This window comes from Catenulispora sp. EB89, assembly GCF_041261445.1.
Classification (GTDB): domain Bacteria; phylum Actinomycetota; class Actinomycetes; order Streptomycetales; family Catenulisporaceae; genus Catenulispora.
This window is the reverse complement of record NZ_JBGCCU010000007.1, coordinates 454,814-474,980: the sequence shown is the minus strand read 5'-3', so window position 1 is coordinate 474,980 and position 20,167 is coordinate 454,814. Positions and strand designations below refer to the sequence as shown.

Here is a 20,167-nt window from a genome sequence, read left to right as displayed (position 1 = left end):
CGTGTCCCAGAACATTCTTTCTCAGAACCCTGTTCCACTGCCCGACCGCTCCCCCGCCGCAGCCGCCGCGGCCCCGCGGCGCCACACGATCGGCGGGCGGGTGACCCGCAGCGACGGGACGGCCGCGCCCGGCGTCGCGATCGGTGTCGCCGCCCGGCGGCTGCGCACCGAGACCCTGCTCGGCGAGACGGTCACCGACGCGACAGGTGTCTACCGGTTCGAATACGCCCCGCCGGACGGGCCGGCGGACATCGTCGTGCGGGCGGTGACGGCCGACGGCTCGCCCGCCGTCACCGTCGGGTCCGCCGCGCGGGCCGACCAGACGGCGGACCTGGTGCTGCCGGGCGACGCCCCAGCCGAGTACCCTCGCCTGCTCGCCCTGATCACCCCGCTGCTGGACGGCATCACGCCCGACCAGCTCCGCACCGACGAGGCCCATCAGGACATCGCGTTCCTGGCCCGGGCGACCGGGGAGGACGGCGCGAAACTCGCGGGCCTGGCCGCGGCGGCCCGTTTCGGCGGCACGACATCGCTGCCGGCGCAGTACTTCTACGGCCTGCTCCGCAAGGGGATGCCGCCGACGCTGAGCGTGCTGTCCACGCGGCCCGTCGCCGAACTGCGCGAGCGGCTGACCGAGGCCGCCGGTGCGCACCTGATCGAGCCGGTGTCCGCCGAGCAGGCCGCCGACTTCGCGGAGCAGGTGCGGCACTATGCGGTCGCCACGGCGTTCGATCCGGCCGTCGCGCCCCTCACACCGCTCGCTGAAGTCTTCACGGCCGCCGTCCCCGACGCGGCAATGCGCGAACAGCTGTACTCGGGGTATCTGGACCGCGGCACCGACGACGCCGCGCTGTGGGAGCGGCTCGGCGAGGATCCGCAGGCGGCCCCGCACGTGGCCCGGCTGCGGCTGGCCATCGAGCTCAGCACCCTGACCGGCGGAACGAATCCGGCCTTGACCGTCGCACTGCTGGCGCGGTTCGTCAGCGGAGAGCTGACGGCGCCGCGGGACCTGGTCCGGCTGGACGACCAGTGGCCGCAGCTGATCGCCCAGGCGGGCGGCGTGCCGGCCGCGCACACCTCGTCGGACGCCGGTTCGTCAGGCGCCGGTTCGGCGAGCGCCGGTTCAGCGAGCGCCGGTTCAGCGAGCGCCGAAGCGTCGAAGGCTGACGCATCCGCCACCGGCTCGTCGGGCACACAGTCCCCGGAAGCCGCGCTGAGCCGCTACGCGGAAGGCATCCGCACCCGCGTCGCGCAGTCCTACCTCAGCGCGCACGTCGCCCGCCGGCTCTCCGCGGACCCGGCCCACGCCGACCGTCCCGGGACCCGCTTCCTCGCCGCGCACCCCGACCTGGACCTGCTGGCAACCCCCGTCGACTCCCGGTCGGTGCCGGATCCGGACGCCCGCGCCGAACTCGCCGAGATCCAGCGCGTGCTCACGATCGCGCCGCGCTACGAGGCGATGCAGGTCCTGCGCGACGCCGGCTTCGGATCGGCGCAGTCGGTCGCGCGCATCGGGCCGGACATGTTGGCGAGCCGGATCGGGGCCTCGATCGACCGCGCGGAGTCCGACGCCGTCCACGCCCGCGCCACCCGGGTGCACGCCCGCGCCGTCAACCTCGTGACGGACGTGCGCACCGCCGGCCACTTCGACGTGCCCTGGCTGGCCAAGCCGGAGGCCGACATCGCGCAGATCCCCGATTGGCAGGACCTGTTCGGCTCCGAGGACTACGCCGCGGTGCCCGACTGCCGCACGCTGTACAGCGAGGCGGCGTACCTCGTCGATCTGCTCTACTACCTCAGGCTGCTCGGCGGCGGTGCGACCGATCCGGGGCGGGGCTCCACGGAGGGACCGGTCGCCGACGTCCTCTACGCGCGCCGTCCCGATCTGCTCGATCTGCTCCTGAACTGCGACAACACCGACCTGACCCTGCCGTACATCGACCTGGTCAACGAACACCTCGAAACGGCGGTGTCGCCCTCCACGGCGTTCGCACCGACGCAGCTGCAGAGCAGCGGTGACTCCGTTCAGCTGAGCATCCAGCCGCAGTTCGTGAACCAGGGTGCGTACGACACCCTGCGTACCGCGATCTACCCCTGGGACCTGCCTTTCGACCTGTGGGGCGAGCAGACCCGCAGCTACCTCGGCACGCTAGGCGTCACCCGGGTGCAACTGCTGAGCACCCTCGGAACGCACCCCGGATCCCTGGTCGCGCTCACCAACGAACAGCTCGGCCTGTCCACGGTCGCCGCCGAGATCATCACCGGCCAGGTCCTGTCGCCGGCGCGGACCCTCGCCGAGTTCTACGGCAGCCCGGCCGGTACCGACCCCGCCGCGCTCGTCACGGCGCTGAGCCAGGTCAGTGCCCTGCTGGCAGCGGCCGGCATGCGCTACGCCGACCTGACCGCCGTGCTTGACACCCGGTTCGTCAACCCGGGCGGCACGATGCGGATCCCGAACGACGGCGTCACCGTGGACACCACGAAGCTGACCGTCCAGAACCTCGACGCCGCCGCGCTGGACCGGCTCCACCGGTTCGAGCGGTTGCGGCGCGCCCTGGGCTGGAGCGCGCAGGCCCTGGACCGGGTCCTCGCCGCCTCGAACAACGCCGGTCTGCTGGACGTCGTGACGCTGCGCTGCATCGCCGCGCTGACGGATCTCGCGGCGCGGCTCGGCCTGGCGGTCGACGACGTGCTGTGTTTCTACGCACCGTTGGAAACCCATGTCTACGCGACCGATCCCGAGGCGCCGCGCTACGACCGGCTGTTCCTCGACCCGTCCGTGGTGATGCTGCCGCCGGGTGTCACGAACCCGTTCGCGTTGCGCGCGGACCGTACGGAGCTGGCGGTCATCGGGAGCCTGGCAGACCCCTTGGTCACGGCCGCGCTGCTCGCGGTGCTCCAGGTCACCGACGCGGAACTGGCCGGACTCGTCGGCGGCGCCCGAGCGGTCGTGCCGGACGGCCTGCTCAACCTGGCGAATCTCACCGCGCTGGTGCGGGCGACCACCCTGGCGCGGGCGCTCGGCCTGTCGATCCCCGACTACCTGCGCCTCGTCGAACTCGCCGGCGCCTCCGGCCCGTTCCCCGCGCTCGCCGCGGCCGCGGCCGGCCCCGGTACCGGCGGCGCCGAACCGGACCTGTCCGGCGGCGCGCCGGTCGAGCCGCCGGCCCACCCGCGGTTCCCGCAGCACGCCGGGGGCGGTGCGTCCGACCTCGCGGGCGGCACGCCGATCCTGCCGTCCGGCCGCCCCGAGCCGGCCGCGGCGCAGGCCGCCCAGGCGGCGAGCGACCAACTCGCGGCCGCCACCGACCGGTTCATCGCCGCCGCGCAGCGGATCACCGCCGCCGGGTTCGCCGTCGCCGACCTCGACGCGATCCTCGCCGACGACGTCCCCGCCCACGGCAGCCCGCTACCCGACGACAGCGGTTTGGCCACGGTCCTGACCACCCTGCGTTCGGCGCTGCAAGCGGTGTACAAGCAGACCGCCCAGGTCACCGACGACAAGGGCGACGTGACGGGCAAGGACCTGGCCCTGCTCGGCTGGGACTCCGGGCTCGTGCAGCAGGCGGTCGCCTCACTGCTCGGCACGGCCACCTACACCGCCGCGCTGACGGCGCTCCCGGCGGGCGTCTCGCTGCCGCCGGCCATCCCGATCCGTTTCGAGTCCGTCGATCCGAACACCGGACAGCTGGTGCTGGTCGGGCCGATGACGAACGACCAGCGCACGCAGCTCGACGCGGTGTCTGCCGACCCGGCTTACCAGAGCGCGGTGCAGGCTCTGTACAACGCACCGCGTTCGTTCGTCACGACGCAGATGAAGACCCTGCGCACGCCGGTGTACTCCGCGCCGCTCGCGGCCTGGCCCGCCGATATCCAGCTTCCGGCGTCGCTGTCCGGCCGGGTGTTCTTCGACGCGTCGCTCCGTGCGCTGTGTGCCCGCGGGTACCTGACCGCGGACGAACTCGCGCTGCTGGCCACCGCTTCGGCCGATCCCGCGTTCGGCCCGGCCGTGTCCGCGCTGGCCGCCGCGCAGGAGGCACCGCCGGCACCGGGCAACGCGCTCCTCACCGCGGCCGACGCCTCCGCCATGTTCGACGCGCCGGCCGCGCCCGCCGACCGGTTCCACCGGGTGCTGCTCGTCGTCGCGCCCTACCTGCGCACGTCCTTGAGTCAGGCCACGGTCAAGCAGCAGCTCGGCCAGGCCGCGGGACTGGACGCGGCCAGTGCCGAGGCCCTGCTGGGCCGGTGGCTGCGCTCGCCGTTCCGGCCGACCGCCCTGGAGGACTTCCTCGCCCCGGACTACGTCGGCAGCGACGCCTCGGTGGTCCTCACCCGTGGCGGCTTCCCCCAGCAGTTCACCACGCTCGGTCTGGTCTACCGCGTCGCCCTGCTGCTGAACCGGCTGCGGGTCAAGGCGGCCGACCTCCCGTTCGTGGTCGGATACGCGCCCGACCGCTGGCTCGATCCCACCGCGCTGCCGACCGCGCCGGTCACCGGGGCCTCGCCGCTGTTCGACGGCTTCGTCGCGCTGCTGGGCCTGATGCGGCTGGCCGCCACGATCCCCGGCGGCATGGCGACCCCGGCCGCGGTGTTCGCCGCCGCGACCGCCCCGGGTGCGACCGAGCAGGACGCCCTGACCGTGCTCGGCTCGCGAACCGGGTGGAACGGTGGCGATCTCAGCGTCCTGAGCACGCTGGTCCCGCTCGACGGGGCGCCGGGCCTGGCGGACGCGGACACCCTGCGTGTCCTGGCCGAGGCCGTCGGCATCCTGGGCCGGCTGGGCGTCTCCGCCGACCGGGCGAGCGCGTGGCTGAGCCCTGATCTGACCGCCGACGCCGGCCAGGCGGCCTGGCTGGCCGCGAAGGCCCGGTACTCCCCGACCGACTGGCCGGGCGTCGCCGTGCCGATGCAGAACACCCTGCGCGGGCGCCAGCGTGACTCGCTGGTGTCCTACCTGGTCGCCCACCCGCTCACGGACTCCACCGGGGCACCGCAGTGGACCGGCGTGGACCAGATGCACGACTACTTCCTGCTGGACGTGGAGACCGGGCCGGCGCAGCAGACCACCCGGATCGCGCAGGGCATCTACAGCGTGCAGCTGTTCGTCCAGCGCTGCCTGCTCAACCTCGAGACCGCCGTCCCGACCACCGTGGATCCCTTGCTGGTGGCGCAGTGGGACTGGATGAAGCAGTACCAGGTCTGGGTCGCCAACCAGAAGGTGTTCCTGTACCCGGAGAACTACTTCCAGCCGGACCTGCGCCTGGACAAAACCCCGCTGTTCACCGACTTCGAGAACGAGATCAGGCAGCAGGAGATGACCGCGGACGCCGCGGAAGGCGGGATGCGCGGCTACCTGCAGAAACTGGGCGACGTCTCCCGCCTGCACATGGGCGGGTTCTACCACGACGGCTGGACGTCGCTGGCGATCGACGGCGAGCACAACGACAAGACGGTGTACTTCTTCGGCCGCAGCCAGAACGCGCCACGCTCCTACTACTTCCGCACCTGGAACTGGCGCAGCGCGTGGACGCCGTGGCAGAAGGTGGACCTCGACATCGAAAGCGACGTCCTGGTCCCGACGGTGTTCAACGGGACGCTCTACGTGTTCTGGCCGACCTTCACCCAGAAGGCGCAGCCGACGCAGATCCAGATGCCCGAGCCCGGCGGCGACGTTCCGGACTCGGCCAAGTACTACGACATCGCGATCAACTGGAGCAAGTACGTCAACGGCCAGTGGGCGCCGAAACGCACCGGAGCCGACTCGCTGACCACCCAGAACATGACGATGGACACCGAGATCTTCTCCGGTCCCGCATCCTTCACCGACAAGATGGTCTTCAGCACCTGGCCCGGTGTCGACCCCTTCACCCTGGTCCTCACGTGCAGCTACAACTCGTGGTTCTCGCGGCCCGGCAACACCATGGGCTACTACACCGGCACCGCGACGCTGAACACGGCTCGCGAGGAACTCACCGTGGACGGCCTGAACTACGACACCGCCGACGCGGTGGGCTATCAGGAATATCCGCTCGACCCGCCCTTCCCGTCGCCGATCGGGACCAAGGTCGTCGACAACGAGATCTTCGGCCAGGGCATCGGGTACGGGTACCTGCCCGATCCGGCGGGCCCGATCATCCTGGGGGGCGGCACCCGCAACGCCAACAGCCAACTCGTCCTGTCGAACATGGCGGCGAACCAGCCGGCGTCGGAGCTGCCGAACATCCGGTTCTGGTTGGCGTACCCCAACAACTACGACTTCGGCCCCTGGTCGATGTACGTCCTCGTCTTCTCCGACCAGAAGCGCTCCTACATCATCCAGCCCTACACGTACTGGGACGCGACCGCCCAGGAGCACATCTCGTCCTACTACTTCTCAACCTTCTACCACCCGCACACCGAGACGCTCTCCGCGCGCCTGGACCAGGGCGGCCCCGCGGCCATGTACGCCCGCGACGTCCAGGTCAACCCCGACACGTACGCCCTCGAACAGTTCGACTTCACGCAGTACCAGCCGACCAGCGAGGTCAAGGGCACCCTGCCCGGCCCCGGCCAGCCGATCGAGTTCGACCTGCAGACGCCGTACGGCCTGTACAACTGGGAGCTGTTCTTCCACCTGCCGCTGCTCGCGGCGCAGCGCCTGAGCACGAACCAGGACTTCGTGCAGGCGCAGAACTGGTTTCACCTGATCTTCGACCCCACCGACCGCAGCTCCGACCCGGCGCCGCAGCGCTACTGGCGGACCAAGCCGTTCTTCCAGACCACCGCGAGCGACTACCTGAACGAACAGCTTTGGGCGATCGTCTCGGGGCTGTCGTCCGTCGACATCACCCTCAGCGCGATCGACCAGTGGCTCGCGAACCCGTTCCAGCCCGACGTCGTGGCCCAGACCCGCACCGTCGCCTACCAGAAGGCGATCGTGATGCGGTACCTGGACAACCTCATCGCCTGGGGCGACCAGCTCTTCCGGCAGGACACGCTGGAGTCGGTCAACGCGGCCACGCAGCTGTACATCCTCGCCGACGAACTGCTCGGCGCGCGCCCCGAAGAGGTGGCGCTCCCGGAGCCGGACCCGATGAGCTACCGCGAGCTCGAGTACGTGCACGTGGTTCCCACCGTCCGACCGGCGGCGACGCCGGTGACACCGCCGGCGACGCGGGCCGTCGTCGCCGCGGAGAACCTGCTCGGCGCCACGGACCGGGCCGCCGCCGCGCGGCCGCGGATCACCCCGGATCTGGTGCCCGGGCTCGGCATCAACTGGCTCTACTACTTCACGCTGCCACGCAACGAGAAGCTGCTGGGCTACTGGGACACCGTCGCCGACCGGCTGTACAAGGTCCGCAACGGGCTGACCCTGGACGGCGCGCCCAACCAGCCGTCCGCGTTCGGGCCGCCGATCGACCCGAACCTGCTCGTGCGCGCCACCGCCGCCGGCGTCGACTTGTCCGCCGTCCTGGACGACATCAGCGCCCCGCTGCCGCACTACCGGTTCTCCGAGATGGCGGCCAAGGCGCGGGAACTGGTCGGCGAGGTGCGCGCTTTCGGCACCGCGTTGCTGACCGCGCTGGAGAAGCGGGACGCCGAAGCGCTGGCGCGGCTGCGTTCCGGCAACGGGCTGTCCCTGCTCACGGCGGCCCGCGACGTCCGCGTCCAGCAGGTGAACGAGGCCCAGTACGCAGTGGCCGCGCTGCAGGAGTCGCTGCAGCTCGCCCAGCAGAAGCAGACCTATTACTCGACCCGGCCGTTCATGAACGACGGGGAGACCTCGCACGCGGCGTTCGTCGCCCTCGCCCTGGAGAACCAGCAGCTCGCCTGGGAGATCGACCTGGCGGCGAGCGTGCTCGGCTACCTCCCGGACATCAAGATCGGGTCGCCAACCACCATGGGCGCGACGCTGGGCAGCACCAACATCATCGCGGCGCTGCGCGGCATGTCGGGGGCGCTGAACACGGAAGCGGCCGTCTTCAACACGTCGGGGTCGATGGCCGCCACGGTCGGCGGCTACCAGCGCCGCGCCGACGACTGGTCCTTCCAGGCGCAACAGGCCGGCGGCGAGATCGTCCAGTACGAGGCGCAGATCGCGGCCGCGCAGATCCGGCAGCAGATGGCGACACAGGAACTGGCGAACCACGACCTGCAGCTGGCCAACGCCAAGTCCGAGGACGACTTCCTCTACACCAAGTACACCACCCAGGAGCTGTACGACTGGATGGCCGGGCAGCTGAGCACCACCTACTTCCAGGCGTATCAGCTGGCGTACGACGTGGCCAAGCGCGCCGAGCAAGCCTACCGGCGCGAGCTGGGTCTGGACGACTCGGCGTTCATCCAGTTCGGGTACTGGGACAGCCTGCGCTCCGGCCTGCTCGCCGGCGAGCTGCTGTCCACCGACCTGGCCCGCATGGAGGCCTCGTACCTGGAGCTGAACGCGCGGGAGTTCGAGCTGACCAAGCGGGTCTCGCTGGCGCAGCTCGACCCGAACGCCCTGCTGCGGCTCAAGGAGACCGGCACCTGCTTCGTCACCCTGCCCGAGGCCCTGTTCGACCTCGACGCGCCCGGCCACTACCTGCGGCGGCTCAAGGGCGTCGCGGTGACCGTGCCGTGCGTCGCCGGGCCCTACACCGGGGTGAACCTGACGCTCACCCTGCTGCGCAGCACGGTCCGGGCCGACGCGACGCTCACTGAGGGCAAGTACGCGCGGCAGCCTGGCGACACCCGGTTCCGGGACTACACCGGAGCGACCGAGTCCATCGTCACCAGCGGCGGCCTGGAGGACGCCGGCCTGTTCGAGACGAACCTGCGCGACGAGCGCTACCTGCCGTTCGAGGGTTCCGGAGCGGTCGGCGAATGGCGGCTCGCGCTGCCCGAGCAGTTCCGGCAGTTCGACTACGAGTCCATCACCGACGTCGTGCTGCACCTGCGCTACACCGCGCGGGACGGCGGCGGCGCGCTCGCCGGCGCGGCCGTGGCCGGACTGGGCTCGGCGCTGAACACCTGGGTGCACGGCGACGGCGCCAAGGCGCTCTACCGTGCGTTCAGCGCGCGCCGGGAGTTCGCCGACCAGTGGTACCGCTTCGTCAACCCGCCGGCCGGCACCGACCCGACGCTCACGTTCACCGTCTCGAAGAGCCGTTTCCCCTTCCCGTTCCAGGGATACGGGGTCACGGCGACGAAGCCGCAGGCCGTCCTGGTGTTCTCGACGGACCTCACCCCGGACGGCGGCCGTCGCTACCTGGACGCCTACGCGGCCGGGCAGCCGCTGCCGGCCGCGCTGGCCGGACCGGGCGGTACCACCGCCAGCGGCGCGCTCGCGCCCGACGCGGCGCTCGGCGGCCAGGCCCGGTGCGGCTACGACGACATCAGCACCCAGATTCAGGACGCGGGGCAGAACTGGACGGTCACCGTGCCCCGGGCGCAGATCGCGACCCTCGACCCGGCGCTGGTCGCCGCGGACGGGACGCTCAACCCGGACGCCGTCGTCGACCTGGTCCTGGTCTGGAGCTACACCCTCGGAACGACCGCTCAAGGAGGACAGTGATGACCATCATGCCCGCCGTGGACGACACGGCAGCCGCACGGACGCGCGGGAGGACTCCCGGACCGCCGTGGGCACCACGATCGCTAGCGGCGGTCCCGGACGCGGCACCCGCGGCCGCCTCGGGTACCTGGACGGCCGCCGGCGACCTGCCCTTCACCGGGTTCTGGGCGGCCCCGCACGACGCGGCGATCCTGCTCACCGACGGCCGGGTCCTGCTCGCCGGCGGAGAGGACGGACTGCGCGACGCCCTGGGCAACGCCGCGCTGTTCGACCCGACCGCCGACACCTGGTCCGCCGCCGCGAACCTGCTGACGCCCCGCCGGCTGCACACCTGCACCCGGTTGGCCGACGGCCGCGTCCTGGTCGTCGGAGGTGTGACCGGGGCGATGACCGACCCGGCCGCCCCGATCGCCGCCGCCGAGATCTTCGATCCGGCCACCGGGGCGTGGACCGCGACCGGCAGCCTGACCGAGGCGCGCTTCTCGCACAGCGCGACGCTGCTGGCCGACGGCCGAGTGCTGGTCGCCGGAGGCTGCTCGACCCGTTCGGCTGACTCAGGCCGGGCACTGTTCTCCGCGGAGACATACAACCCGGCGACCGGCACGTGGACCGCAACCGGGGCGATGAACGACGCGCGGTTCGGCCATCCGGCGGTCGCGCTGCACGACGGACGGGTGCTGGTCGCGGGCGGGGCGGTGACGCTCGGCCACGGGCTGTACGGCTCGCTCGGCTACTGCGAGCTCTACGACCCGGCGGCCGGCACGTGGACCGCGACCGGGACGATGGGCACCTCGCGCAAGGCCCATCAGGCCACGCTCATGCCGGACGGCGGGGTCCTGGCCACCGGCGGGGACGCGGCCGACGTCCTGGTGGACTGGTGGTACAGCCCGTACAGCCAGACCGCCGCTGAGCGCTTCGATCCGAACACCGGCGCCTGGAGCTCCGTCACCGACCTGCCGTGGGGCCGCAGCCACCACCGCGACGTGCTGCTCGCGTCCGGGAAGCTGCTGGCCACCGGCGGCACGGACAGCTCGACCTTCGACATCGGATATCAGAACGCGCACATCTTCGACCCCGCGGCGAACGCCTGGAGCGGCACGATCGGCACCGTCGCCGGCCGCTGGGCCTTCGCCGCCGTGCGCCTGGCGGACGGCCGGGTGCTCGCGGCCGGCGGGATCACATTGTCCGGGGCGGCAACGCCGATCCTCGGTCAGAGCACGACGACCGCCACCACGGAGGTGTACACACCATGACTTCGATGACCTCTATGGGTTCGACGGGTCCGATGACTTCGATGGGTTCGGCGGCTTTCGCGACCGCCCGCGGGGCTTCCGGGACCGCGCCGGGCCCGTCGCCCGCGGCTGCCACGTCGCCTGCGTCTGCCGCGGGCCCCGGCCCGGCGTCTGCTGCGGGCCAGTGGGCGACGGCGGGCACCCTTCCGGCGGCCGTCGCCTGGCGCAGCCAGCACGACACGGCGCTGCCGCTGAAGGACGGCCGCGTGCTGGTCGTCGGCGGCTCGACACCGACCCTAAACGCGCAGTCCGCCGCGACGCTCTACAACCCGGCCGCCAACACGTGGTCGGCGGCCGCACCGATGGGAACGAGCCGCCGGGACTTCGCCGCGGTCCGCCTCGCCGACGGCCGGGTGCTGGTCACCGGCGGGATCGGCGCGAGCCAGGGATTCCCGGCGCCGGGGCTGGCCTCCACGGAGATCTTCGACCCGGCCGCCGGGACCTGGACGGCCGCCGCCGACATGCACGAAGGCCGCTGGGACCACACGGCGACGCTGCTGCCCGACGGCCGGGTCCTGGTGGCCGGCGGAGGCTCGGTGCGCTCGCCGCAGTCCGTCCGGTCGCTGCGCTCGGCGGAGCTGTTCGACCCGGCCACCGGGACGTGGACGCCGGCCCCGCCGATGACCGACGCGCGTAGCGACCACGCGGCGGTGGCGCTGGCCGACGGCCGGGTGCTCCTCGTCGGCGGAATCCTGGCCGTCGGCCTCGACTGGCCCGCCTACCTCGCGTTCTGCGAGGTGTACGACCCCGCGGCGAACAGCTGGAGCCCGACCGGGAGCATGCACGTTCCCCGCGCCCTGCATCAGGCCACGCTCCTGCGGGACGGATCGGTCCTGGCGACCGGCGGAGGCAGCACGGCGGTGCAGCTCGACGGGGTCTACAACCCGTCGAGCACCTGGGCCGCCGAGCGGTACGACCCGGCCACCGGGCAGTGGGAGGACGTCCCGAGCATGCCGTTCGGCCGGGCCTTCCACCGGGCCGTCCCGCTCGCCTCGGGAGGCGTCCTGGTGATCGGCGGCACCGGCAGCTCCGGATACGACGTCGGATATCAGAACGCCGCGATCTACGATCCGGTAGCCCGCGCCTGGACCGCCACCGCGGGCCTGGCCGTCGGGCGCTGGGGCTTCGCCGCGGCGCCGCTGGCGGACGGCCGCGTCCTGGTGGCCGGCGGCGTGGTCGCGTCCGGCGTCGCGACCGCGAACCCCGGGCACGACGTGCTCACGGCGGCGGCGGAGGTGTACACGCCGTAGGGGCGCGGGGCTGGTACGCGCCGCCGGGGATCCGGCGGCGCGCTCGCCTCGATCGCTTCCTGTTCCTCGTTTCCGGCTCAGGCGCGTGGTCCCGAACCCGAAAGCGGCGCAGGGCGTCGGCGAGCAGTCATGCGCCCTGCGGCGGAACGCCCCCGGCCACGCCAGCTGGCGTGGTGGCGGCCGTGGTGCCAGCCGCGACTCCGGCCGTGCTGGCGGAGACCGGTGGCCGCGGCACGACCGGGTACAGCAGGTCGGCGGGCGCGAGCACGGCGGCGAGGTGGTGGTCGGCCAGCCGGTCCAGAGCGGCGGCCCGGTCGCGTGCGTCCTCCTCCGCGCCGGCCTGCTGCGCCGCGTATCGGCGCAGCAGGTCGTGCATGCCGTAGCGGCCGGGCCGGTGCTGGTCGACCAGGTGCACCGCGGCGAGGCGGTCGAGCAGGCGGGCCGCCTCGGCCGGCGGCACGTCGGCGAGCGCCGCGGCGGCCGGGGCCGTGATGTCGGCCCCGGGTACGAGCCCCATCAGGCGGAAGAGTCGGCGTGCCCCGGGTTTCAGGGCGGTGTAGGAGAAGTCGAACGCGGCGCCGACCGCGGTCTCGGTGTCCCCGTCGATCTCGAGCTGCCCGAGCAGATCGCCGCGTCCGAGATCGGCCAGGTGGTCGGCGAGGCGGCGGTCCGGGCGCGCCGCCAGGTGCGCCGCGGTGATGCGCAGCGCCAACGGCAGCCGGGCACAGGTGTGGACGAGCCCGGCGGCGGCCTCGGGTTCCGCGGCGACTCGCGCCGGTCCCGCCATCCGGCCCAGCAGGGCCAGCGCCTCGGGTTCGGGCAGCACATCCAGGGTGGCCCGCCGCGCCGAATCGCGGGCGACCAGACCGTCCAGGCGGTCCCGGCTGGTGACGACGACCAGGCAGCCGGGGCTGGCCGGCAGCAGGGGACGGACGTGCTCGGCGGCGTAGACGTCGTCGAGCAACAGGAGCACGCGCCGGTCGGCGAGCAGCGTCCGGAACATCCCGGCGGCTTCCACGACATCGACCGGGACCTGCTCGGCCGGAACGCCCGCCGCGCGCAGGAACCGGGAGAGCGCCTGCTGCGGACGTACCGGCTCGCCCGGGGTGTAGCCGTGCAGGTCGACGTAGAGCTGCCCGTCCGGGAAACGGTCGCGCACGCTGTGCGCCCAGCGCACCGCGAGCGCGGTCTTGCCCACTCCGGCGGTGCCCGCGATGACGGCGATCGGCATGGCCGCGGTCGGGGAGACCGCGGGGTCCGGGATCATGCCGTCGAGCCAGCGGAGGTGGGCGGCGCGGCCGGTGAAGTCGGAGATGCTCGCGGGGAGCATCGCGGGGACGGGGTGCGGCCGGTGCCGGGTGGCCGTCGGCGCGGCGGGCTCAGCGGGCAGGGCCGACACGGCGGGCACAGTGCGCAGTACGTTCTCGGCGGTCGCCGGTCTCTCCGCGGCCGCCGCTTTCTCGGCGACAGCTTCGCTCGCGGCGGGCACCATCGCCACGGCGGTCCGGATGGTCGTGGCGTTCGTGGAGTTCGTGGCAGTCGTTGCGATCGTGGCCGTCGGCGCGGTCCCGGCGGCCACCGGAGGGGCCGCCCCGACCACCGCAGCCGATCGCGATACCGACGCAGCCGGCGCGCGCACAGCCGGATCGTCACGCAGGATGCCCACCTCAAGACCCCGCAGCGCCGCACCGGGCTGGATCCCCAGTTCCTCCCGCAGATACTCCCGGGTGCGCCGATAGGCGTCGAGCGCCTGACCCGTCTGGCCGCTGCGGTGCAAAGCCAGCATCACCTGCCCGACCAGGCGCTCCCGGTCCGGCCGGGCACGAGCCAACGCCACCAGCTCCGCCGCGACGTCCCGGTGGCCGCCCAGCCGGAGCAGCGCGTCGAAGCGGTCCTCCATCGCGACCAGGCGGCTCTCCTCCAGCCCCGCACACAGTCGGTCCCTGACCCGGTCCTCCGCCGCGTCGGCCAACGCCGGGCCGCGCCACAGCCCCAGCGCCCGGTCGAGCAGCCCGACCGCGTCGGCGTCCTCGGCCGTGCGCGCCCGGTCGACCAGATCGCGGAACAGGTGGGCGTCGACCCGCACCGGATCGACCTCGAGGACGTAACCCGGCCCGCGCGCGGTGACCGCGACGTCCGAAGGATCCGCCCCGCCCGCCGCCAGGCTGGACCGCAGCCGGGAGACACAGACGCGGATCGCGTGCTCGGCCGTGCGCGGCGCGGAGACCGGCCACACCAGATCCACCAACCGCTCCACCGGAACCAGCCGGTCGGCCTCCAGCGCGAGCACCCCGAACACCAGCCGCTGCTGCCGGGGCCCGAGCTTGACCGCCACGCCGCCGACCTCGACGGCCACCGTCCCCAACACCCTGATTTCCATACGACACCCCCCGCACCGCAGTCGCCCGGTTCGGTGACCCGAGCATCTCCTACGCTAGAAATCGGGGGCGGTTCACGAACCCGTGGAACTACCTGAATCGCGGCTACGGCTACCAGTAATGCAGCAGATACGGCGGAGCCGGACTCAGGCGAGGACGACCGTCACGTTGTTCCGTTCCAGGATCCGGACCAACAGGTCGAAGTACGCCGCGCCGTCGAGGTCGCCGACCCGGTCGGCGGCCAGCGCCTGGCGGACCTTCGCCGAGCCCTGCCACACCAGGGTGAACGGTGGGCGGACGCCGAAGCCGCCGCCGAGGCAGTCGTCCAGCGCGTCGAGGCCCCAGCCGTAGTAGTGGCCCGGGCCCCGTAGGGCCTCGCCGAGGGCGCAGTGCAGGCCGCGGATGTTTGTGACGGCTTGGTGGCCGACGTTGGCGAGCGCGAGCATCAACCACTCCATGCGTCCGGCGGGGTCGTGGCGTGCCCAGGTTCCGGGGACGGCCGGGGCGCCGTCGTACCAGTCGTGCGGTGGGTCGGCGACGGCGTCGAGCAAGGTGACGTCCACGAAATCGGCTCCTGACTCCGAGGGTTGCATTTCCGCCGGACGCAGCAAAAGGCGGCGCCATGCCATCGGTCGGCCGGCCCGGTCGTCATCGCCGGACACGTCGACTCCCTCCACGGGCCGGCGATCTTCGCCCACCTGAAGAAGATCAAGGCCGGCGACCCGATCACGATCACGCTCAACAACGGCCGCCGGGTCGTGTACCTCGCCACCTCGGTCGTCGACTACGCGAAAGCCGAGTTCCCCTCCCAGAGCGTCTACGGCCCGCGCCCCGACTCCGAACTGCGGCTCATCACCTGCGGCGGCGCCTTCGTGAAGGGGCAGTACGTCGACAACGTCGTGGTGTTCGCGAAGCTGAGCAGTTAGCTGCGCAGGTAGGCAAGCAGCTAACTGACAGGCGACCAGACGAACCGGACGTCCGGTTCACGCTCCTCGTTGCCCGCGCCGTCGGTGCGCTCCACCTCGACGAAACCGTGCCGCCGGTAGAAGCGATGCGCTGGAGCGTTCACCTGGAACGTCCACAACTGCAACCCGTCCGGCCGCCGCTGCTTGGCCAGCTCCACGAACCGGTCGCCCAACCCACGGCCGCGCCAGGACGGGTCCAAGTAGAGCTGCTCCAACTCCTGGCCCTCGCCCAAGACCAGAAGCCCGACGACGACGCCTCCGTTGTCCGCCACCCAGGTCTCGTAGCGCGGCACGACGACGTCGGCGAAGAATTCGCGCACCGCCGCGTCGTCGTGCGCGCGTTGCACAGTCGGCAGCGCGGCGGCGAAGGAACGAAGCCACACGTCCGCGATTCCTGCGGCGTCCGAGTCGGTGGCACGCCGGAGGACCAGGTCATTACCGTGCACAGCCAATCAGGAAACCTCCACAGCCTCGGCCTCCGGCGTGGCGACATGGTCGGCCCGCTGAGACCCCGAAAGTTCTGCCTTCGTCTCCGCGACGCTCTGCCGCATCTCCGACTTGAAGATCCGCAGCGACTGGCCGACCGAGCGGGCCATGTCGGGCATCCGCTTCGCGCCGAACAGCAGGCAGGCGACGAGGACGATCAGGATAATGTGCCAGGGCTCCAGCGCACCGAACATTTCACGACTCCCGGGTTGTTCGAGGGGTGACATACGCGGCCGGCTCGGCCCGTCTGTACAAACTCCCCGTCTGTACAACGTCTTCGTATCAGATCGCCCGGCGGCTTGGTTCTATCAGCCAGCCCGCTGCTCAGCAGCCTGCCGTAATCCGAACGAGTGAATACCGGGTCCGGACCAATCCGCACGGGCCGCCGTGGCGAATGGCATCCAGACGTCCGTTTCCGTTCGGGCGCACGGAGAGATGGGGCATGATGGCTGAAGAGCTCATCGATACCCGGCTGCTTGAGGAGTTGACCGAGCAGTCGCAGGACTTGAACAGCGACGCGGTTCGGATCACCCGCGAGGCGCTTGCCGAGTACGCGCAGGGCGAACCCGAGCCGCGGCGTCGCCGGTGGCGCCGGGGTTCCGTGCTGGCCGGTGCCGCCGGCGGTGCCGTCCTGCTGGGCGCCGCCCGCGCCGCCGCCGCGAGTCCCAGCGACGACATCATGGCGCTGCAGACCGCCGCGTCGATCGAGAACCTGGCCGTCACGGTCTACACCACCGCGGCCGGGTTGCCGTTCATCAAGGGCGGCAACGCGACCGTGGCGGCGTTCATCGCCAAGACCACCACCCAGCACACCGCGCACGCGCAGGCGTTCAACGCCGCGGCCACCCAGGCCGGCGGCAAGGCCCAGACCGCGGCCAACCCGAAGTACGCCGCCGTGGTGCAGCAGATGCTGCCCTCGATCAAGACCCCGGCCGACGTGGTCAAGCTGGCCATCACGCTGGAGGACGTCGCCGCCGAGACCTACACCGCCAACGTCGCGCAGGTCAGCACCCCGGCGCTGCGCAAACTGTTCGGCTCGGTGGCACCAGTCGAAGCCCAGCACCGGGCCACGCTGCTGGCCGTGCAGGCGCTGCTGGCCGGCGGCGCCCCGCAGCTGATCACCATCCCGACCGACGCCTCGAAGCTGCCTTCGGCCGCCGGCAGCGTCGGGTTCCCCGACTCGTTCTACCCGACCAAGAACGCCTCGCCGATCAGCGAAGGGGCCGTGAAGTGAGCACCGTCAACGGTGGCTGGGAGCTGCCGATCAGCGAGGGCGAGCTGTCCCGCATGACCCGGGACCTGGACCAGGCGCACCGCGAGTACCTGCCGTCCATGTACGCCGCGGCCAACGACCTGAGCGAGCAGCTGCGCGACTCCGACGCCCTGGCTCAGGCCCAGGCTCAGGCCCAGGAGGAGCGGCAGCGCGTCGCCTCCCGCCGCCGGTTCCTCGTCGGGGCCGGCGGGGCCGCCGCCGCCCTGGCGCTCGCGGCCTGCTCCAGCAGCAAGTCGACGAAGGCGGCCGCGGCTCCCGGCAGCACCACCGGCGCCGCCTCCAGCGGCAGCTCCGGCAGCTCCGGCACGACGCCGTCGACATCCGCCTCGTCCTCCGGCGCCAGCGTCTACACCGGGGACCTCAAGGTCGTCGCGCTGGCCACCGCCCTGGAGAACCAGGCCGTCGGCGCCTACACCGCGGCGCTGGCCGCGGCGAAGGCCGGCAAGCTCGGCACGGTCCCGCCGGCGGTCGGCACGTTCGCCACCACCGCGATGAGCCAGCACGCCGACCACGCCAAGGCCTGGAACGCGGTCCTGACCGGCGCCAACGTGCCCGCGATCACCGGCGTGCCGCTGTCCAACCAGGCGGCGACGCTCAGCGCCCTGGGCGCGGTCACCGACGTCGGCGGCGTCGCCAAGCTCGCCCTGCAGCTGGAGGACCAGGCGGCGCAGACCTACCTGTTCGCGGCCGCCAACGTCACCAGCCCCGGCGGCATCGCCACCGCGGCCAGCATCGCCCCGGTGGAGGCCATGCACGCCGCCATCCTGAACTTCGTGATCGGCCAGTACCCGGTCCCGGACGACTTCCTGAGCACGACCATGGCCGCCAGCCCCACTCTTTTGACGGTCTGAACGAGCCGCCGCCGCGCCCCGGGCAGGAGCCGGCGGTAGAACGGTGGTGCGCGGTCCGACATTTCGGACGGCGCACCACCGCTGTGTCTTCTGCCTGTACGCCGCCTGAATGCCGACTCCGGGCTCCAGCCCCGATCACCAGTGAGGATGCCGCCGTGCTCCGTTTCCCCGGCAAGACCGCCGCCGCGACGCTTCTGGCGGCGGCCACCGCGCTGACTCTGACGGCGTGCTCCGGAAGCAGTTCTCACCCGGCCGCGACGCCGAGCACGCTCTCGACATCGACATCGATGCCCATGTCGACATCGAGTTCCAGTTCCAGCTCCGGTGCCACCGGCGCTCCGGTAGGCGCATCGCAGATCGTCATCAGCAACTTCGCCTTCAGCCCCGCGGCCCTGACCGTGACCGCCGGCCAAACGGTCACGGTGGTCAACAACGACTCCACCACCCACACCCTGACCGCCACCACCGGCAAGGCGTTCGACACCGGAGACCTCGCACCGGGCAAGACGGCGACGTTCACCGCTCCCACGACGCCCGGCACGTACTCCTACATCTGCACGATCCACCAGTTCATGCACGGCACGCTTACCGTCAAGTAGCTCTACCGCCAGCTCCCGACCCGCGACAGACTGGCTCCCGTGAAAGCTGGGCCAGACCGCATCGCAGTGCACTTCGACGGCGAAGGTGCGGGCGTCGGAGAACTGGCGTGGGGACAGCAGGAAGCGTGGATGTCGATCCGCAGACTCGGCTCCTGGATGCCGCTGGGCGGTGTGAAGCCGCTGGCACCGGGGACCACCGTCGAGGATGTCGCTGCGGAGCTGCGCTATCTGATGAGCCGGTTCCAGGTGTTGCGCTCCCAGGTACGCCTCAGCGCCGGGCAGCGTCCCGCCCAGGAGGTCTTCGCCCACGGCGAGATCGACCTCGACCTTGTCGACGCCGACGGAGAGGACCCGGCCGAGGCTGCCGCGCGGGTGCGGCGCCGCTATGCGGAGACTGCGCTGGACCTCGAAGCCGAGTGGCCGATCCGGATGGCCGTCGTCCTCGACCGAGGCCGGCCGACCCACATGATCGCGCTGATCAGCCACTTCGCCGTCGACGCGCACGGCGCTCAGGTGATGCTCGACGACGTCGCCGCCAGGACGACGACACCGGTTACCGGGACATCGCCGCTGGAGCAGGCCGCGTGGCAGCAGTCCGGGGCCGGCCAGCGGCAGAACGAATCCGCCCTCCGTTACTACGAGTCCGTGCTCCGCTCGATCGGCCCGAGCCGGTTCCCCGCTCAGCCTGCCCAGACCGAGCCCAAGATCTGGAACGGGGAGTTCACCTCGCGCGCGCTTCCGAAGGCGGTCGCGAGGATCACCGCGGGCACCGGATTCGACGCGGCGACCTCGTTGCTGGCCCTGTTCGCCGTCGCGCAGGCGCGGGTCACCCGCGTGAACCCGGTGGTCCTGAGGCCGATGGTGGGAAACCGCTTCCGCCGCGGCCTGGCCGACGTGGTGTGCAGCTTGACGCAGGCGGGCCTGTGCGTGCTGGACGTCGCCGACGCGCCGTTCGAGGACGTGCTCGCGCGGGTCAAGCGGACGACGATGACCGCGTACAAGCACGCCTACCACAATCCGTTCGACCTGGAGGAGCTGCTCACGCGGGTATCGCGGGAGCGGGGCGTCGACATCAACATCGCGTGCTTCTACAACAACCGGCGCGGCGAATCCCCGACGGCCAGCGCGGCTGCCGCGCCCGCCGCCACCACCGCGACCACCGAGGCCGCTCCGACCGTGGAACAGATGCGAAAGGTCCTGCCGGACAGCGTCTTCCGCGGGGCCGTGACCGGCCAGAAGCCGATGCGGCGGACCTTCGCGCGCGTCGAGCCCGACGTCGCCGACGCGATGCGGCTCAGCATCCTGCTGGACACCGGGCTCCTCTCCCCGGCTGACGGCCAGGCCTGGCTGCAGGAGATCGAGGCCGTCGCCGTGCAGGCCGCCGGCAGAGTGTGAGCACGGCCCGGACTCCGGGCGTCGCCCTTGTACATCAGGGTTCGTATTCTCTTGTCAGCCCCGGGGAAGGCTTATACGTTCTACCTGGCCCGCCGGTGGAACGCGACCCGGCCCGGTGCCACTCACGCGAGCCGAGGGGGGAACCC

The 20,167-nt window shown here is 72.0% G+C and carries 12 protein-coding genes; 8 read left to right on the top strand and 4 right to left on the bottom strand.

What is annotated here, in order from left to right; genetic code table 11:
- The first annotated feature begins 1 nt into the window (after position 1).
- Genes ABH920_RS18585 through ABH920_RS18575 form a run of 3 tightly spaced genes read left to right on the top strand, consistent with a single transcriptional unit; the run spans position 2 to position 12,074 of the window.
- Positions 2-9,532: a neuraminidase-like domain-containing protein gene (locus tag ABH920_RS18585; protein ID WP_370350260.1), complete on the top strand. Its 9,531-nt coding sequence runs from the start codon at positions 2-4 to the stop codon at positions 9,530-9,532.
- The gene (locus ABH920_RS18580) at positions 9,532-10,785 is read left to right on the top strand and encodes a Kelch repeat-containing protein (RefSeq protein WP_370350259.1); all 1,254 of its coding nucleotides are present in this window, start codon (positions 9,532-9,534) and stop codon (positions 10,783-10,785) included. Before ABH920_RS18585 ends, ABH920_RS18580 begins: the two co-directional genes overlap by 1 nt.
- 41 nt (positions 10,786-10,826) lie before the next feature.
- Positions 10,827-12,074, top strand: a complete 1,248-nt coding sequence (locus ABH920_RS18575) for a Kelch repeat-containing protein (RefSeq protein ID WP_370350258.1) — start codon at positions 10,827-10,829, stop codon at positions 12,072-12,074.
- A gap of 127 nt (positions 12,075-12,201) precedes the next feature.
- On the opposite strand, the gene ABH920_RS18570 is transcribed toward ABH920_RS18575, so the two are convergent.
- Both ABH920_RS18570 and ABH920_RS18565 read right to left on the bottom strand, forming a co-directional pair.
- On the bottom strand, positions 12,202-14,454 hold the full coding sequence (locus ABH920_RS18570; RefSeq protein ID WP_370350257.1) for a BTAD domain-containing putative transcriptional regulator: 2,253 nt from the start codon (positions 14,452-14,454) through the stop codon (positions 12,202-12,204).
- A 144-nt stretch (positions 14,455-14,598) separates the two neighbouring features.
- A complete protein-coding gene (locus ABH920_RS18565) occupies positions 14,599-15,015 on the bottom strand; it encodes a barstar family protein (RefSeq protein WP_370350256.1) in 417 nt (138 codons plus the stop codon).
- Between the two features lie 24 nt (positions 15,016-15,039).
- Here ABH920_RS18565 and ABH920_RS18560 point away from each other — a divergent pair, with 24 nt between their 5' ends.
- Positions 15,040-15,378 carry a sortase domain-bontaining protein gene (locus ABH920_RS18560; RefSeq protein WP_370350255.1) on the top strand — a complete coding sequence of 113 codons (339 nt, stop codon included), beginning with the start codon at positions 15,040-15,042 and terminating at the stop codon, positions 15,376-15,378.
- Positions 15,379-15,398: 20 nt separating this feature from the next.
- On the opposite strand, the gene ABH920_RS18555 is transcribed toward ABH920_RS18560, so the two are convergent.
- The gene (locus tag ABH920_RS18555; protein WP_370350254.1) at positions 15,399-15,863 is read right to left on the bottom strand and encodes an N-acetyltransferase family protein; all 465 of its coding nucleotides are present in this window, start codon (positions 15,861-15,863) and stop codon (positions 15,399-15,401) included.
- Between the two features lie 6 nt (positions 15,864-15,869).
- Positions 15,870-16,097: a Sec-independent protein translocase subunit TatA gene (tatA, locus tag ABH920_RS18550; protein WP_370350253.1), complete on the bottom strand. Its 228-nt coding sequence runs from the start codon at positions 16,095-16,097 to the stop codon at positions 15,870-15,872.
- Between the two features lie 248 nt (positions 16,098-16,345).
- Between tatA and ABH920_RS18545 the strand changes: the two genes are divergently transcribed.
- The 4 genes from ABH920_RS18545 to ABH920_RS18530 all read left to right on the top strand — a co-directional run bounded on the left by ABH920_RS18545 (position 16,346) and on the right by ABH920_RS18530 (position 20,021).
- Positions 16,346-17,137: a ferritin-like domain-containing protein gene (locus tag ABH920_RS18545; protein ID WP_370350252.1), complete on the top strand. Its 792-nt coding sequence runs from the start codon at positions 16,346-16,348 to the stop codon at positions 17,135-17,137.
- On the top strand, positions 17,134-18,027 hold the full coding sequence (locus tag ABH920_RS18540) for a ferritin-like domain-containing protein (RefSeq protein ID WP_370350251.1): 894 nt from the start codon (positions 17,134-17,136) through the stop codon (positions 18,025-18,027). The genes ABH920_RS18545 and ABH920_RS18540 overlap by 4 nt, the downstream gene beginning before the upstream one ends.
- Before the next feature lie 155 nt (positions 18,028-18,182).
- Positions 18,183-18,626: a cupredoxin domain-containing protein gene (locus ABH920_RS18535; protein WP_370350250.1), complete on the top strand. Its 444-nt coding sequence runs from the start codon at positions 18,183-18,185 to the stop codon at positions 18,624-18,626.
- A 39-nt stretch (positions 18,627-18,665) separates the two neighbouring features.
- Positions 18,666-20,021 carry a condensation domain-containing protein gene (locus tag ABH920_RS18530; RefSeq protein WP_370350249.1) on the top strand — a complete coding sequence of 452 codons (1,356 nt, stop codon included), beginning with the start codon at positions 18,666-18,668 and terminating at the stop codon, positions 20,019-20,021.
- The last annotated feature ends 146 nt before the right edge of the window (positions 20,022-20,167 follow it).

Excerpts from the sequence above, each read along its gene's own strand:
- ABH920_RS18580 (WP_370350259.1), top strand. The coding sequence starts at position 9,532 with ATGACCATCATGCCCGCCGTGGACGACACGGCAGCCGCACGGACGCGC.
- ABH920_RS18575 (WP_370350258.1), top strand. The coding sequence starts at position 10,827 with ATGGGTTCGGCGGCTTTCGCGACCGCCCGCGGGGCTTCCGGGACCGCG.
- ABH920_RS18570 (WP_370350257.1), bottom strand. The coding sequence starts at position 14,454 with ATGGAAATCAGGGTGTTGGGGACGGTGGCCGTCGAGGTCGGCGGCGTG.
- tatA (WP_370350253.1), bottom strand. The coding sequence starts at position 16,097 with ATGTTCGGTGCGCTGGAGCCCTGGCACATTATCCTGATCGTCCTCGTC.
- ABH920_RS18545 (WP_370350252.1), top strand. The coding sequence starts at position 16,346 with ATGATGGCTGAAGAGCTCATCGATACCCGGCTGCTTGAGGAGTTGACC.